Origin of the sequence: Neoroseomonas terrae (genome assembly GCF_018129025.1) — a bacterium.
In the GTDB taxonomy this organism is placed as follows: Bacteria; Pseudomonadota; Alphaproteobacteria; order Acetobacterales; family Acetobacteraceae; genus Neoroseomonas; species Neoroseomonas terrae.
The window spans coordinates 1-13,705 of record NZ_JAAEDI010000017.1 but is presented as its reverse complement, the minus strand read 5'-3'; the positions used below and the strand labels follow the sequence as shown (position 1 = coordinate 13,705).

The 13,705-nt window shown below is 69.1% G+C and carries 13 protein-coding genes and 1 pseudogene; 10 read left to right on the top strand and 4 right to left on the bottom strand.

All coding sequences use genetic code 11. The annotated features are described in order from the left end of the window. Positions 1-41: 41 nt before the first annotated feature. Positions 42-1,034, bottom strand: coding sequence for a Bug family tripartite tricarboxylate transporter substrate binding protein (locus GXW78_RS16295; RefSeq protein WP_211869896.1), 993 nt, complete (start codon positions 1,032-1,034; stop codon positions 42-44). A gap of 209 nt (positions 1,035-1,243) precedes the next feature. On the opposite strand from GXW78_RS16295, the gene GXW78_RS16290 reads away from it, so the two are divergent. From GXW78_RS16290 to mnhG, 10 genes are all read left to right on the top strand, one after another. Then, positions 1,244-2,143, top strand: coding sequence for a LysR substrate-binding domain-containing protein (locus tag GXW78_RS16290; RefSeq protein WP_211869895.1), 900 nt, complete (start codon positions 1,244-1,246; stop codon positions 2,141-2,143). 518 nt (positions 2,144-2,661) lie between these two features. Then, positions 2,662-3,537 carry a tripartite tricarboxylate transporter substrate binding protein gene (locus GXW78_RS16285; protein ID WP_211869894.1) on the top strand — a complete coding sequence of 292 codons (876 nt, stop codon included), beginning with the start codon at positions 2,662-2,664 and terminating at the stop codon, positions 3,535-3,537. 215 nt (positions 3,538-3,752) lie between these two features. Then, a complete protein-coding gene (locus tag GXW78_RS16280) occupies positions 3,753-5,321 on the top strand; it encodes an ABC transporter substrate-binding protein (RefSeq protein ID WP_338147760.1) in 1,569 nt (522 codons plus the stop codon). Between the two features lie 209 nt (positions 5,322-5,530). Continuing rightward, a complete protein-coding gene (locus GXW78_RS16275; RefSeq protein WP_211869893.1) occupies positions 5,531-6,010 on the top strand; it encodes a PTS sugar transporter subunit IIA in 480 nt (159 codons plus the stop codon). Positions 6,011-6,040: 30 nt separating this feature from the next. Then, the gene (locus GXW78_RS16270; RefSeq protein WP_211869892.1) at positions 6,041-8,962 is read left to right on the top strand and encodes a monovalent cation/H+ antiporter subunit A; all 2,922 of its coding nucleotides are present in this window, start codon (positions 6,041-6,043) and stop codon (positions 8,960-8,962) included. Continuing rightward, positions 8,962-9,306 carry a Na+/H+ antiporter subunit C gene (locus GXW78_RS16265; protein ID WP_211869891.1) on the top strand — a complete coding sequence of 115 codons (345 nt, stop codon included), beginning with the start codon at positions 8,962-8,964 and terminating at the stop codon, positions 9,304-9,306. Before GXW78_RS16270 ends, GXW78_RS16265 begins: the two co-directional genes overlap by 1 nt. Then, positions 9,303-10,913, top strand: coding sequence for a monovalent cation/H+ antiporter subunit D (locus tag GXW78_RS16260; protein ID WP_338147759.1), 1,611 nt, complete (start codon positions 9,303-9,305; stop codon positions 10,911-10,913). Before GXW78_RS16265 ends, GXW78_RS16260 begins: the two co-directional genes overlap by 4 nt. Then, positions 10,910-11,401, top strand: a complete 492-nt coding sequence (locus tag GXW78_RS16255; RefSeq protein ID WP_211869890.1) for a Na+/H+ antiporter subunit E — start codon at positions 10,910-10,912, stop codon at positions 11,399-11,401. The genes GXW78_RS16260 and GXW78_RS16255 overlap by 4 nt, the downstream gene beginning before the upstream one ends. Continuing rightward, the gene (locus GXW78_RS16250; RefSeq protein WP_211869889.1) at positions 11,398-11,679 is read left to right on the top strand and encodes a K+/H+ antiporter subunit F; all 282 of its coding nucleotides are present in this window, start codon (positions 11,398-11,400) and stop codon (positions 11,677-11,679) included. The genes GXW78_RS16255 and GXW78_RS16250 overlap by 4 nt, the downstream gene beginning before the upstream one ends. Further along, complete coding sequence (gene mnhG / locus GXW78_RS16245; RefSeq protein ID WP_211869888.1) at positions 11,676-12,044, top strand: monovalent cation/H(+) antiporter subunit G; 369 nt, start codon at positions 11,676-11,678, stop codon at positions 12,042-12,044. The genes GXW78_RS16250 and mnhG overlap by 4 nt, the downstream gene beginning before the upstream one ends. A 42-nt stretch (positions 12,045-12,086) precedes the next feature. Here mnhG and rfbD read toward each other — a convergent pair whose 3' ends face one another. The 3 genes and pseudogenes from rfbD to GXW78_RS16230 all read right to left on the bottom strand — a co-directional run. After that, entirely contained in the window at positions 12,087-12,965 is an 879-nt protein-coding gene (rfbD, locus tag GXW78_RS16240) for a dTDP-4-dehydrorhamnose reductase (protein ID WP_211869887.1), read from the bottom strand. Continuing rightward, positions 12,965-13,525 carry a dTDP-4-dehydrorhamnose 3,5-epimerase gene (gene rfbC / locus GXW78_RS16235; protein WP_211869886.1) on the bottom strand — a complete coding sequence of 187 codons (561 nt, stop codon included), beginning with the start codon at positions 13,523-13,525 and terminating at the stop codon, positions 12,965-12,967. The genes rfbD and rfbC overlap by 1 nt, the downstream gene beginning before the upstream one ends. Beyond that, positions 13,522-13,705: pseudogene (locus GXW78_RS16230) on the bottom strand (glucose-1-phosphate thymidylyltransferase); the annotation flags it as partial. The gene rfbC and the pseudogene GXW78_RS16230, both read right to left, overlap by 4 nt.

Sequence of the window (13,705 nt, the reverse complement as noted above, 5' to 3'; positions counted from 1 at the left end):
CCTTGGACGCGATGATGAGACGGGAATGCGGGGAAGACGGATCAGTCGCCGCGGATGTTGTTGGTCTCCACGACCTGGCGCCAACGGGCGCGGTCGCGCTGGATACGCTCGGCGAAGGCCGGACCGGGTTCACCGATGGGAATGAGGCCGCGCTCCATCATGGTGCGCGTGGTCTGCGGATCGCGCAGCGCGGCCTGGAAGATGTCGAACAGCCCGTCGCGAATGTCGGCCGGCAGGCCCGCGGGTCCGACCATGCCGAACCAGTTGTTGATCTCGAGCGTCGGGAAGCGGCCGGCCAGCGGTGCGAGTTCAGGCATCAGCGGCGTCGGCTCCGCGGCGGTGACTCCGAGCCCCTTCAACTGCCCGCCGCGGATGCTGCCGGCAACCTCGGCGACATTCGCGACCATCATGTCGACCCGCCCGGCCGAGACGTCCAGCAGCGCCGGTGCACCGCCGCGATAGGAGATGTGGTTCAGCGTGACGCCCGCAGCGTTCGCGAAGAGCAGCGCGCCGAGCTGATTGATCGAGCCATTGCCCGAGGAGGCGAAGGTCGCCGTCCCGTTGCGCTGCTTCGCATAGGCGATCAGCCCATCGATGTCGTTGAACGGCGCATCCGGCCGCACCACGAGGGCCATCGGCGTGCCCGCGAGATTGACAACGGGCGTCAGCTCCCGATCGAGGTCGAAGGGCACGGGAATGCCGGGGATCGCGGGCGCGACGCTCATCATGCCCATGATGGCGCTGGCCAGCGTGTATCCATCCGGCGCCGAGCGCGCCGCCGCTTGGGCGGCGATGAAGCCATAGGCGCCGGACCGCACCTCGGGCACCGTCGAGACGCCGCGCACGCGCTGCGCGCCTTCCGCCACGACGCGGAACAGGATGTCGACGGCGCCGCCGGGCGGGTAGCCGATGAACATGCGGATGGGCTGGGACGGCGTCCAAGCGGCGTGCGCCGGCGCCTGGGGCGCCGCGGCAACGGCGGCTGCGGCCCCGAACAGGGCGCGACGCGGCAGGGGACGGAACGTGTCGGTCATGAGGCCTCCTTGCTTTACCGTCCGGCCCAGCGTCCCCGTGCCGCCGGGTTGGGTCCGGCGGTGAGCAGGCCGCGCTGTTCATGCGCCGCCCGCATGGGCGGGGTGCTCCCCGCTCCGTGCATCGCCGAGTGTTTGGCGAATTTCGAGGACTGGCAACCGATACTCCCTCATGCCTTCATGACGGTTTGGCATGAAGTCCGGGGCCCACCATGCGCCGTCACACCCCTCCCACCGCCGCCTTGCAGGCCTTCGAAGCCTGTGCGCGCCACCTCTCGGTCTCCCGCGCGGCGGAGGAGCTGCACCTCACGCAGAGTGCGGTCAGCCGGCAGCTCGCAGGGCTGGAGGCGCTGCTGGGTGTGCGCCTGTTCCTGCGCGTGCGGCAGCGCCTGGTGCTGACTGCGGCGGCGGCTGCCTATGCGCCGCAGGTGCGATCAGCACTGGCGCGGATCGAGAGCGCAACGCTGGAGCTGGTGGCGCATCAGGGCGCGGGCGGCACGCTGACGCTCGCGGTGCAGCCGACCTTCGGCACGCGCTGGCTGATGCCGCGGCTTCCGCGGTTCCTGGCAGCGCATCGCGGCGTCGTCGTGAACTTCCGCAACTACACGACACGGCCGACGCCGCTCGACTTCGCGGCGGAAGATGTGGATGCGGCGATCATGCTGGAGGCGGCGGGCCGGCCGGGCATTGCGAGCCATCGCCTAGTGGCCGATCTGCGCGTGCCCGTCTGTGCGCCGGCGCTGATGGACGGCGGGCGGCTGACGAGCGTCACGGATCTCGCGCGATATACCCTGCTGCAGCATTCGACGCGCCCGCGCGCCTGGGCGGAGTGGTTGGGAATGGTGGGCGCCGGCGAGGTGGTGGATGGCTTCCGCGGTCCGCAATTCCATCATCACGCCATGGTCGCGGAGGCGGCGGCGCAGGGGCTGGGCATCGCGCTGATGCCGCGCTTCATGGTCGAGGACGAATTGGCGCGGGGCCGGCTGACCGTGCCCTTCGACCGCGCGCTCGACATGGGGGAGGCCTATGTCCTGGCCTACCCGGAAGCCTCGGCGGATATGCCGGCACTGCGCGCGTTCCGCAATTGGCTGCTCGCGGCAAGCGGTGCGTGAGAAGAGCGCAGAGCACTTCCCGCCGCACGACAGGGAGCGCTCCGGCTGAACCGCCGCCCTTCAGGGAAGCACGCTCGCGGTGCCAGTGAAGAATGCGGAGCTACGGAGCGGCGCCGGCAGGCGCAATGCATGCTCAACTTGCCTTGTATTTTAGAATTGTAAAACGTACTAAAATAGTGCAATTATGTGTGCCATGAAGCGCGATAACATCAAGTGGAAAACCTCCGGCCGAAGTGCCCCGCGATGTCGCGGCGCGGCGACCATGGTGGCCATGTCGCCGCAACACTGACCCGCCCCGGCCGGGGCGGGCGGTTCCCTCCTGCTTGAAACGAGCCGCAGCCGAACGCTGCGGTCGCCGGCGCGGGCGCGCCGCTGGAAGCGCGCGCCCTGCCCGGGAGATCGAGGTCGTATCCATGATCAGCCGCAGACACATTCTCCTGGGATCGGGGGCCGCATTGCTCTCGCGTCCCGCACCTGGCCAAACGGTCGCTGATTGGCCCCACCGGCCGATCCGCATCGTGGTTCCCTGGCCCGCCGGCGGGCCCACCGACATCTATGCGCGAGCGCTGGTGAAGGAGATCGCGGCGGGCATCAGCCAGCCCGTCGTGATCGACAACCGGACGGGTGCCACGGGTACGATCGGCGTGCAGCATGTCGCACGCGCTCCTGCCGACGGGCACACCCTGCTGGTCGCCAACGTCACGGCAATGATCGGCAGCGTCGTCGCCCTGGGCGACGTGGTGCAGTTCGATCCGATACGCGACTTCGCGCCGATCGGCATCTTCACGGAGTCATCCAGCATCATCTGGGCCAACCCCAGGCTTGGCGTACGCAGCTTCCGGGAATTCCTCGACCGGGCACGCGACAGCAGCCGGCAGCGCATCGCCTTCGGCACGACCGGCAGCGGATCGGTGTCGGAGCAATCCGTTGAGCAGTTGGCGCGCGAGTTCCGCCTCGATCTCCTCAAGGTCCCTTACCGGGGCACGGCACCGCAACTCATCGATCTCGTGGCCGATCATGTGCAGATCGGTGGCGCAGACTATCCGACCGCCAGCCCGCATTATCGCGAAGGCCGCCTCGTCCCCCTCCTCGTCATCGGTCCACAGCGGCTGCCTGAACTGCCGGATGTGCCGTCCTTCGCGGAGATCGGCCTGACGGAGCCGGACTTCACGGTTTGGAATGGCTTCTTCGCGCCCGCTGGCACGCCGCCGCCCACGATCGAGCGTCTGGAGGCTGCGTTGGTCACGGCCTCGCGCAGCGAGACGTTCCGCGCCGTCACCAACGGTAACGGCAACCGGGCGATCCTTCTGCGTGGCCAGGACGCGACCGCGCGGCTCGCGAGGGATCTGGCATCGCGGCAGGCATTTGCGCGCCAGGGCGCGGCGTCGGGCTGAGACTCCCGTTGAGGCGTCGCGCACCGGGCGTGGCAGCGCGTCTCCAGACAGGCTGTGAGCACCTGGCCAGGCATGAACGGCAATGCACGGGGCGCCCCCTCGGGGGCGTCTCGCTGGTCGCGGCCGGCGCCGTCGTGCCATCGTTGCGCCTGGGACAGCGACATCCATCAAGCGCCGTACCGCCTTGACGGGCACGGGCAGTGAGGAGGCATGACGTGAACAAGACTCTGATGCGGGCCAGCGTGATCCTGGCGGTCTCCGCCGCACCGGCGATGGCGCAGACCCTCGCGATCGGCGTGGGAAACCCGGTGAACTCGGCGGACCCGCAATTCACCAACACCACCTCCAACATCGCCATGGGCAACCATGTGTTCGATCGTCTGGTGCACACGGATGCCGCGCTGCGCCGCGAACCGGGCCTCGCCGAATCCTACCGGCCGATCTCGGACACGGTGTGGGAGTTCAAGCTGCGGCCCGGCGTAACCTGGCATGATGGCCGGCCGTTCACCGCTGAGGACGTCGCCTTCTCCATCCGGCGCGTGCCGAATGTCCCGGGCAGCACCGGCGGATTCACCTTTGCTGTGCGGCGCATCACGCAGGTGGAGGTCGTGGACGCGCTGACCATCCGCTTCCACACCAACGGGCCGCACCCGTTGCTGCCGACCGACCTGTCGCAGGTCGCGATCCTGGCCCGCCACGTCGGCGAAGGCGTGGCGGCGGAGGATTTCAACAGCGGCCGCGCGGCGATCGGCACCGGGCCCTTCCGCTTCGTCTCCTACCACCCGGGAAGCGGCGCGGTCTTCGTCCGCAACGACGCCTATTGGGGGCCGGCGCCGGCCTGGGCGCGGGTGGACTACAAATTCCTCGCGAATGATCCCGCGCGCACGGCGGCGCTGCTTTCCGGCGATGTCCAGATCATCGACCAGGTGCCCACATCGGACCTGCCGCGCCTGCGCCGCGACGCGCGCTTCCGCATCAGCGAGGTGGACGGTGTCCGCGTCATCTTCCTGCAGCCGGATTTTTCGCGCACCGGCGAGGTCCCGCGCGTGACGGACAATCAGGGCCGCCCGCTGCCGCGCAATCCGTTCCTGGACCTTCGCGTCCGGCGTGCGCTGAACCACGCCATCGACCGCCAGGCGCTCGCCGAGAGGGTCATGGAAGGCACCGCCGTCGCCACGGGGCAGTGGCTGCCGGCGGGTTTCTACTCCTACAACCCGGATGTCGGCGTCCCGGCCTACGACCCCGCCCTGTCGCGGCGGCTGCTCGCCGAAGCGGGCTTCCCCGACGGCTTCCGCCTGGTCCTCACCAGCCCGAGCGACCGCTATCCGAACGACGCCAAGGTGGCGCAGGCCGTCGCGCAGTTCTGGACGCGTGTCGGCGTCCGGACGGAGGTCGAGGCGCTGCCCTGGGCCGTCTACAGCCCCCGGGGCGCGACGCAGGCCTATGCGGTTCGCCTGCATGGCTGGGGCAGCGGCACCGGGGAGGCCTCCTATCTCCTGCGCAACATCATCGGAACCTATGATCGCGCGGCCGGCACCGGCACGGCGAACCATATGCGGTACTCGAACCCGGCGCTCGACGGGTTGACGGAACGGGCCATCACAACGCTCGATGACGGCAGCCGGGAGCAGATCCTGCGGCAGGCCGTGGCGATGGCCAGCGAGGACCTCGGCTTCATGCCGCTCTTCCTCCTCCGGAACGCATGGGCAAGCCGCGCCGATCTCCGACATGAACCGCGGGCGGACGAACAGACGCTGGCCCAGGGCGTCACGCCCGCGCATTGACGCGACGGGGCGCCACCAAGCACCGCGGCATCGTCATGCGCAACGACCCCGCCCAGGATTGCAGAGCAGCCATGCAGCTGGTAGCGCATGGCTGAGCGGGACGGCGCCAGGTTCCGAGAGTGCGCCCTGTCCGATGAACGCGTGCCTTGTTGCGCGCGATGCGGCGTGCCCGTGCCCGGCGCCGGCTGCCTTGGTGAGGGAGTAATGGAATGGCGATGTCACACCGCATCTCGGCCGATGATGTCGTCCTGGACCTAAGTGCCGGGAGCAAGCGCGCCGTTCTGAAGCTCCTCGCGGAGGAGGCGGCCAGGAGGCTGGGGCGGGACGAGGCCGAGATCCTTGCCGCCCTGACCGATCGCGAAGCCCTTGGCTCGACCGGCCTCGGCCGCGGCATTGCCCTGCCGCATGCCCGGCTTCCCGGCGATCAGCCGCCACTCGTGCTGTTCGTGCGGCTTCAGCGGCCCATCGACTGGGAGGCACGGGACGACGAGCCGGTAGACCTCGTCATCCTGGTGCTTTGGCCCGAAGCCTCCGCGGATGGCTTCCTGCCCGCCCTCTCCGATACATGCCGAGGGCTTAGGAACCCGCAGGCGCTCAGGTCGCTGCGGTCGGCCGCTTCGGCCGAGGAGGCGGCGACTCTGCTGGACCGCTACAATCAGGCACCGCCCGCGGAGGCGGAGGACGCCTGATGCGGGGTACGGCCAGGGGCGGGCGCCGCGATGCCTGACAGCGTCCTTCTCCTCACCCTGATCGTCCTGCCCTTCGTCGCCTCCATCGGCGCGGGCCTGCTGCCGACGGGCGCCCGGGACACGGCCTCCGCGCTGGCGGGCGCGGTGGCACTCATCGGGCTCGGCATGGTGTGGGCAGCCTATCCGGCGATCTCGGAAGGCACCGTTCTGCGGGCCGAATTCGCCTGGATGCCGTCGCTCGGCCTGAACTTCGTGCTGCGCATGGACGGCTTCGCCTGGCTGTTCTGCGGGCTGATCACTGGCATCGGCGCGCTCGTGGTGCTTTACGCGCGCTACTACATGTCGTCCGAGGATCCCGTCCCGCGCTTCTTCGCCTTTCTGCTCGCCTTCATGGGCGCGATGACGGGCGTGGTCATCTCCGGAAACCTGATCCAGCTCGCGTTCTTCTGGGAGTTGACGAGCCTCTTCTCCTTCCTGCTGATCGGATATTGGCACCACCTGGCGGCGGCGCGGGACGGCGCGCGCATGGCGCTGACCATCACCGCCACGGGCGGGCTTTCGCTGTTCGCCGGCATCCTCGTCCTCGGGCACATCGTCGGCAGCTACGACCTCGACGCCGTGCTGGCCGCGGGGGATCGCATCCGCGAGCACGCGCTCTACCTCCCGGCGCTGCTTCTCATCGTGCTGGGGGCCCTGACCAAGAGCGCGCAGTTCCCCTTCCATTTCTGGCTGCCGCACGCCATGGCGGCGCCGACGCCCGTTTCGGCGTATCTGCACTCGGCGACCCTCGTGAAGGCGGGCGTCTTCCTGCTGGCGCGGCTGTGGCCGGCGATGGCGGGCACCGATGCCTGGACCTGGACCGTCGGCCTCGCCGGGCTGATCACGATGCTGATCGGCGCCTACATCGCGATCTTCCAGAACGATCTCAAGGGGTTGCTCGCCTACTCGACCATCAGCCATCTGGGGCTGATCACGCTGCTGCTGGGGCTAAAGAGCGAGCTCGCGCTGGTCGCGGCGATCTTCCACATCATCAATCACGCCGCCTTCAAATGCTCGCTGTTCATGGCGGCCGGAATCATCGACCACGAGACCGGGACGCGGGACATCAGGCGGCTATCGGGCCTCAACCAGTCGATGCCGTTCACGGCACGGCTGGCCATGGTGGCCGCGGCCGCCATGGCCGGGGTACCGCTGCTGAACGGGTTCCTGTCCAAGGAGATGTTCTTCGCCGAGGCCCTGTCGGCCGAAGCGCCCGTCTCCACGCTGCTGAACATCCTGCCGATCGCGGCGATGACAGCGAGTGCGTTCAGCGTCGCCTACTCCCTGCGCTTCATCCACGGCGCCTTCTTCGGCCCGGAGGCGACCGATCTGCCGCGCAAGCCCCACGAGCCGGCGACATGGATGCGCTTCCCGGTCGAGATCCTGGTCCTGACCTGCATCGTGGTCGGCGTGCTGCCGGCGGCGACCGTCGGGCCGTTTCTTTCCCTGGCCGTTCACTCGGTGCTGGGCAACCACGTGCCGTACTACAGCCTGGCCGTCTGGCACGGCTTCAACCTGCCGCTGCTGATGAGCGTCGTGGCGATGGTGGCTGGCATCCTGCTCTACCTCCTGCTGCAGCGTCGGCTGCGCAGCGATGTGGAAGGGCCGCCCGTGATATGGCGGCTCGAGGGGCAGCGCATCTTCGAGCGCGTGATGGTCTTCGTGTCCTGGCGGCTGGCCCGGCGGTTGGAAGCGGTGCTCGGCACGCGCCGTCTGCAGCCCCAGTTGCGACTGCTGGTCGGTATCGCGATCCTGGCCGGTGCCACGGCCGCCTGGTGGCGCGGCTTCGGACCCGGCAACTTGCCGCCATCGCCCGTCGATCCTGTCCTGCTGCTCATCTGGGTGGTCGGCGGGGCGTGCAGCCTTGGTGCGGCGTGGCTCGCCAAGTTCCACCGGCTGGCGGCGCTGATCCTGGTGGGCGGCGCGGGGCTGGTGGTCTGCATCACCTTCGTCTGGTTCTCCGCCCCCGACCTCGCCCTGACGCAGTTGACGGTGGAGGTCGTGACGACCGTCCTTCTGCTGCTCGGCCTGCGGTGGCTGCCGAAGCGCGTTCAGCTTCCCGGCGAGCGGGGGCCGGAAGTCCTGTCCCGCACGCGCCGCCTGCGCGACCTCGCCCTCGCGACCGGCGCGGGGCTGGGGATGGCGGCGCTGGCCTATGCCACGATGACGCGGACGCCGCCGGACCTGCTCGCCCGTCATTTTCTCGCGCGCGCCTATACGGAGGGCGGCGGCACCAATGTGGTGAACGTCATCCTCGTCGACTTCCGTGGCTTCGATACACTGGGCGAGATCTTCGTCGTCGCCGCGGTGGCGCTCACGACCTATGCGCTGCTGCGGCGGTTCAGGCCGGCGCAGGACAGTGTCGAGATTCCGGAGCAGCAGCGCGACCAGGCGGCGACCGACGCCAACGAAGCCGGGCGCGCCGAGCCCGGCCGCGTCGCGGACTGGCTGCTGGTGCCCTTCACGCTGACGCGGCTGCTGTTCCCGGTCATGCTGATCGTCGCGATGTACCTGCTGTTGCGCGGCCATGACCTGCCGGGTGGCGGCTTCTCGGCGGGCATGGTCGTCGCGATCGCGATCATCCTTCAGTACATGATCGGCGGGACGGAATGGACCGAGGACAGGCTGCGCCTGCGCCCGCAGCTCTGGGTCGGTGCGGGCCTGCTGCTCGCGGCCGGGACGGGGCTGGCGGCCTGGCTCTTCGGCCGCCCCTTCATGACGTCCTACTTCGCCTATGGCGAATTACCGATCATCGGCAAGGTACCGATGGCCAGCGCACTGATATTCGACATCGGCGTCTTCGCGCTGGTGGTCGGCGCGACGCTGCTGATGCTGGTGGCGCTGGCGCACCAGTCCGTCCGTGCTCACCGCGCCGCTCCGCGCCGGGCCGCTACCGAAGCGGGAGACGATTGATGGAACTCGTCCTCTCGCTCGGCATCGGCGTGCTGGCCGGCTCAGGCGTGTGGCTGCTGCTGCGGCCGCGCACCTTCCAGGTCATCATCGGGCTGGCGTTGCTGTCCTATGCCGTGAACCTCTTTATCTTCTCGACGGGTGGGCTGCGCAGCGGGTCGCCTGCCATCCTTGAACCGGGGGAAGTCGGGACGATCGCGGAGTATGCGGATCCGCTGCCCCAGGCGCTGGTTCTCACGGCGATCGTCATCGGCTTCGCGACCACCGCGCTGCTGCTCGTCGTGCTGCTCGCGGCACGCGGCCTGACCGGCACCGACCATGTGGATGGACGGGAGCGCGAGCGGTGACGGGCTGGATCGACCACCTCCTCATCGCGCCCATCGTCGTGCCGATGCTGGCCGGCGCGGCGATGATCCTGGTCGGCGACAGGTCGCGGACGGTGGTCCTGGCGCTCGGCCTGCTGTCCACGGCTGCGCTCGTGGTGCTCGCCATCGTGCTGCTGGGCCTCGCGCAGGAACCGGTGGTGCGCATCTACCGGCTGGGCAACTGGCCCGCGCTGTTCGGCATCGTGCTGGTACTGGATCGTCTCACGGCGCTGATGCTTACCCTCGCCGCAGTGCTTGGTTTCTCCGCCTTCCTGTTCGCGATCTGCCGCTGGCACCGGGCAGGGGCCCATTTTCATCCGCTGTTCCAGTTCCAGCTCATGGGCCTGAACGGCGCCTTCCTGACGGGCGACCTGTTCAATCTCTTCGTCTTCTTCGAGGTGATGCTGGCGGCGTCCTACGGCATGGCGCTGCACGGGTCGGGCGTGGCGCGTGTCCGCGCCGGACTGCACTACATCGTCATCAACCTGGTGGCGTCGCTGCTGTTCCTGATCGGGGCGAGCGTCGTCTACGGGATCGCCGGCACGCTCAACATGGCGGACCTGGCGGCGCGGATGCGCAGCGTGGCGGTCGAGGACCGGGGCCTGCTCGAAACGGGTCTCGGGATTCTCGGTATCGCCTTCCTCACCAAGGCGGCGATGTGGCCGCTCGGCTTCTGGCTGCCGCCCACCTATGCCGCGGCCACCACGCCGGCGGCGGCGATCCTGTCCATCCTGAGCAAGGTCGGCATCTATGCCGTCCTGCGCGTCTGGCTGCTGCTGTTCGGGGACGAGGCCGGGGCGTCGGCCGGCTTCGGCGGAACCTGGCTGCTGCTCGGCGGGCTGGCGACCATCGCCTTCGGCTCGATCGCCGTGCTCGCGACGCAGAACCTGCCGCGCCTTGCGGGGGCGAGCGTGATGGTCTCCTCCGGCACGCTGCTGGCCGCGATCGGCACGGGGCAGGTGGCCGTCACCGGCGGCGCGCTGTTCTACCTGACCAGTTCCGTGCTCGCGATCGGGGCCTTCTTCCTGCTCATCGAGCTTGTCGAGCGCGGGCGGGAGGTCGGGGCGGACGTGCTTGCCGTGACGCGCGAGGCCTTCGGCACCGGCGAGGAGGACGAGGAATCGCCCGAGCATGAGGAAGTCGGCGTCGCCATCCCCGGCACGGTGGCAATCCTCGGCGTCACCTTCATGGCCTGCGCGCTGCTGCTGGCCGGGCTGCCGCCATTGTCGGGCTTCCTGGCCAAGTTCGCCATCCTCGCCCCGCTGCTCACCTATGGCGATGGCGGCGTGCCGGCGACGACCTGGGCGCTGATGGTGGCGCTCATCCTGTCGGGCCTCGCGAGCCTGATCGCGATGCTTCGCGTGGGCATCGATGTCTTCTGGGCATCCCCTGCACCGCGGGTGCCCCGGATCGCATTGCTGGAGATCGCGTCGGTCTCGTTGCTGCTGGTGCTGTGCGCGGCGCTGACGGCGGGTGCCGGCCCGGCCATGGAATACATGCAGGCGGCGGCGCGGGCGCTGCATGCACCGGGCGACTACCTGAACGGCGTGCTGGCGGTGCCCACCACCTTGCCGGGGGGCGGCGGATGAGGCGCTGGCTCCCCTATCCGCTGGTCGCGCTCTCGCTGCTGGTCCTCTGGCTGCTGCTGACCGGCAGCACATCGCCGGGCGCCTTCCTGCTCGGCGGGGTGCTTGCGGTCGCGGGATCGGGCGCGTTGGCGGCACTGACGATGCCGGCCGCGCATCTGCGGCGGCTGGCCACCATCCCGGCCCTGCTGCTCGACATCCTGGTCGAGATCGTGCGGTCGAACAACGCTGTCGCCCGGATCATCCTTTCGCCGGGGGGCACGTCGACCCGCCGTTCGGGCTTTGTGCGCATCTCGCTCGACATGCGCAGCCCGCACGGCCTCGCGGCGCTGGCCTGCATCCTGACCGCCACGCCCGGTACGGTCTGGGTGGAATATGATTCGTCGGACGGCACCATGCTGTTGCACGTGCTCGACCTCATCGACGACGAGGCGTGGGTCCGCATCGTCAAGGATCGCTGGGAGCGGCGGCTGATGGACATCTTCGAATGAGCGCGGCCATCATCGGCAGCGCGGTTCTGATCGCGCAGATCATGCTGGTCGCCGCAATGGGCTGCGCGACGTACCGCATCCTGCGGGGGCCGCGCGCGCAGGACCGCGTGCTCGCGCTCGACACGATGTATGTCAACGCCGCCATCCTGCTGGTGGTGTTCGGCATCCGAAGCGGCAGCATTTATTATTTCGAGGCGGCGCTGTTGATCACGCTGCTCGGCTTCGTCGCCACGGCGGCGGCATCGAAGTTTCTGATGCGGGGGGAGGTGATCGAGTGAATCAGGCAGCCGATCTGCCTCTTTGGGCGGCGTTGCCCGTCGCGGCGCTGGTGTTGCTGGGCGCCGGGCTGGCGCTGGTCGGTTCGATCGGGCTGCTGAAGCTGCGCAGCTTCTACGACCGGATTCACGCCCCGACGCTTGGTACGACGCTCGGGATCGGCTGCGTGCTGCTGGCCTCGATGCTGTTCTTCTCCGTTCTCCAGACCCGCTTTGTGCTCCACGAGATCCTGATCACGGCGTTCATGGTCGTCACCACGCCGGTCACGCTGATGCTGCTCGCGCGCGCCGCGCTTTACCGGGACCGGCAGGAAGGCAGCGCGGAGGTGCCGCCTGTCCCGCCCGCCGCGCCGCCGGTAAAGGAATAGCCGCCGCGCCAAGGCGGTCGTCGCCCGGCCGCCGATCCGCGATCAGTCGCCGCGCTGGCTCCGCAGCACGCGGCGCAGACCGTCCTGCCAGCTCGGCAGGCGCAGCCCGAATGTCTTCTCCAGCCGCGTGCCATCGAGCCGGCCGTCTGTCGGCCTAACGGCCTTGGTCGGATACTCGGAGGTCGTGATCGGGTGCAGCGTCGGGCGTTGTACCCCGGCCTCCGCGAAGATCGCCTCGGCGAAGCCGTGCCAGGTCGTGAAGCCGGACCCCGTGGCGTGAAAGACCCCGGCGTGCCGTTCCTGCCACCCTTCCTGGCGGATCTGCGCCAGGATCGACGCGATCGCATCGGCCAGGTCCGGCGCGGCGGTTGGGCTGCCGTGCTGGTCGGCGATGATGCGCAGCTCGGGGCGCTCGGCACCGAGCCGCAGCATGGTCCGCATGAAGTTGTTGCCGTTGGGGGCAAAGACCCAGGCTGTGCGCAGCACCAGCGTCTGCCGGTGGGCCGCCAGCGCTGCCCATTCCCCGGCGAGCTTGGTTCGTCCGTAGGCGCTCAGCGGATTCGGCGTGTCCGTTTCGAGGTACGGCGCGCCTTTTCGGCCGTCGAAGACGTAGTCGGTCGAGACCTGGATCAGCGGAATGCCGAGGGCAGCGCAGTGCGCGGCCACCAGCGCAGGTCCCAGTGCATTGGCGTGGAACGCGGCAGGCTCATTGTCCTCGGCGGCATCGACGGCGGTCCAGGCGGCGCAATTGACCACCGCGTCGGGCTCGGCCGCGGTGAAGGCGGCTGCGACGGTCGCCGGGTCGTCGAACTCGAATTCCGGCTGCCCGACGAGAATGGCATCGAAGCCCTGCGCCGGCAGGGCGGTCTCAAGACCCGTCGCGAGCTGCCCGCCGCGGCCGGTGACAAGGATGCGCCGCATCACCACGCACCCTGCGGAAAGGGCGGGGCGATCGTCGCAAGCCGGGGGGCGCCGCGGTCCTTCTCCGACAGCATCGGCGTATCGACCGACCAGTCGATGTCGAGGTCCGGATCGTCCCAGGCGATGCCGGCATCGGCTTCCCGGTCGTAGTAGTTGTCGGTCTTGTAGAGAACCTCGGTATCCGGCTCGAGCGTCACATAGCCATGGGCGAAGCCACGCGGCACCCAGAGCTGGCGCCAGTTGTCCGCACTCAGTACTTCCGACACGTGACGGCCGTAGGTCGGCGAGCCTTTGCGGATATCGACGGCGACGTCGAGGATGGCGCCGCGCGCGACCCGCACCAGCTTGCCCTGCGCCGAGGGTGGGCGCTGGAAATGCAGCCCGCGCAGCACGCCGGCCTGGGCTGAGAAGGCGTGGTTGTCCTGCACGAAGTCGATGTCGACACCGTGCTCCGCCAGGCTGCGCGACGACCAGACCTCGCTGAAGAAGCCGCGCGCATCGCCGTGGCGGGCGGGTTCGATCAGCAGCACGTCGGCGATATGGAAGGTCTGGATGTTCATGCGAGCTGCCCCCCTGCAAGGTCGCGCAGATAGGTGCCATAGGCCGTCTTGCCCAAGGCATCGGCCCGCGGCCGAAGTGTCGCGGCGTCGATATGGCCCATGCGATAGGCGATCTCCTCCGGACAGCCCACCTGCAGCCCCTGGCGTTCCTGCACGGTCTGCACGAACAGCGCGGCCTGC

Bases quoted from the DNA above. Each gene is read 5' to 3' on its own strand.
- rfbD (WP_211869887.1), bottom strand. From the start codon at position 12,965: ATGCGGCGCATCCTTGTCACCGGCCGCGGCGGGCAGCTCGCGACGGGT.
- rfbC (WP_211869886.1), bottom strand. From the start codon at position 13,525: ATGAACATCCAGACCTTCCATATCGCCGACGTGCTGCTGATCGAACCC.
- GXW78_RS16255 (WP_211869890.1), top strand. From the start codon at position 10,910: ATGAGGCGCTGGCTCCCCTATCCGCTGGTCGCGCTCTCGCTGCTGGTC.
- GXW78_RS16250 (WP_211869889.1), top strand. From the start codon at position 11,398: ATGAGCGCGGCCATCATCGGCAGCGCGGTTCTGATCGCGCAGATCATG.
- GXW78_RS16295 (WP_211869896.1), bottom strand. From the start codon at position 1,034: ATGACCGACACGTTCCGTCCCCTGCCGCGTCGCGCCCTGTTCGGGGCC.
- GXW78_RS16290 (WP_211869895.1), top strand. From the start codon at position 1,244: ATGCGCCGTCACACCCCTCCCACCGCCGCCTTGCAGGCCTTCGAAGCC.
- GXW78_RS16265 (WP_211869891.1), top strand. From the start codon at position 8,962: ATGGAACTCGTCCTCTCGCTCGGCATCGGCGTGCTGGCCGGCTCAGGC.
- GXW78_RS16275 (WP_211869893.1), top strand. From the start codon at position 5,531: ATGGCGATGTCACACCGCATCTCGGCCGATGATGTCGTCCTGGACCTA.
- GXW78_RS16270 (WP_211869892.1), top strand. From the start codon at position 6,041: ATGCCTGACAGCGTCCTTCTCCTCACCCTGATCGTCCTGCCCTTCGTC.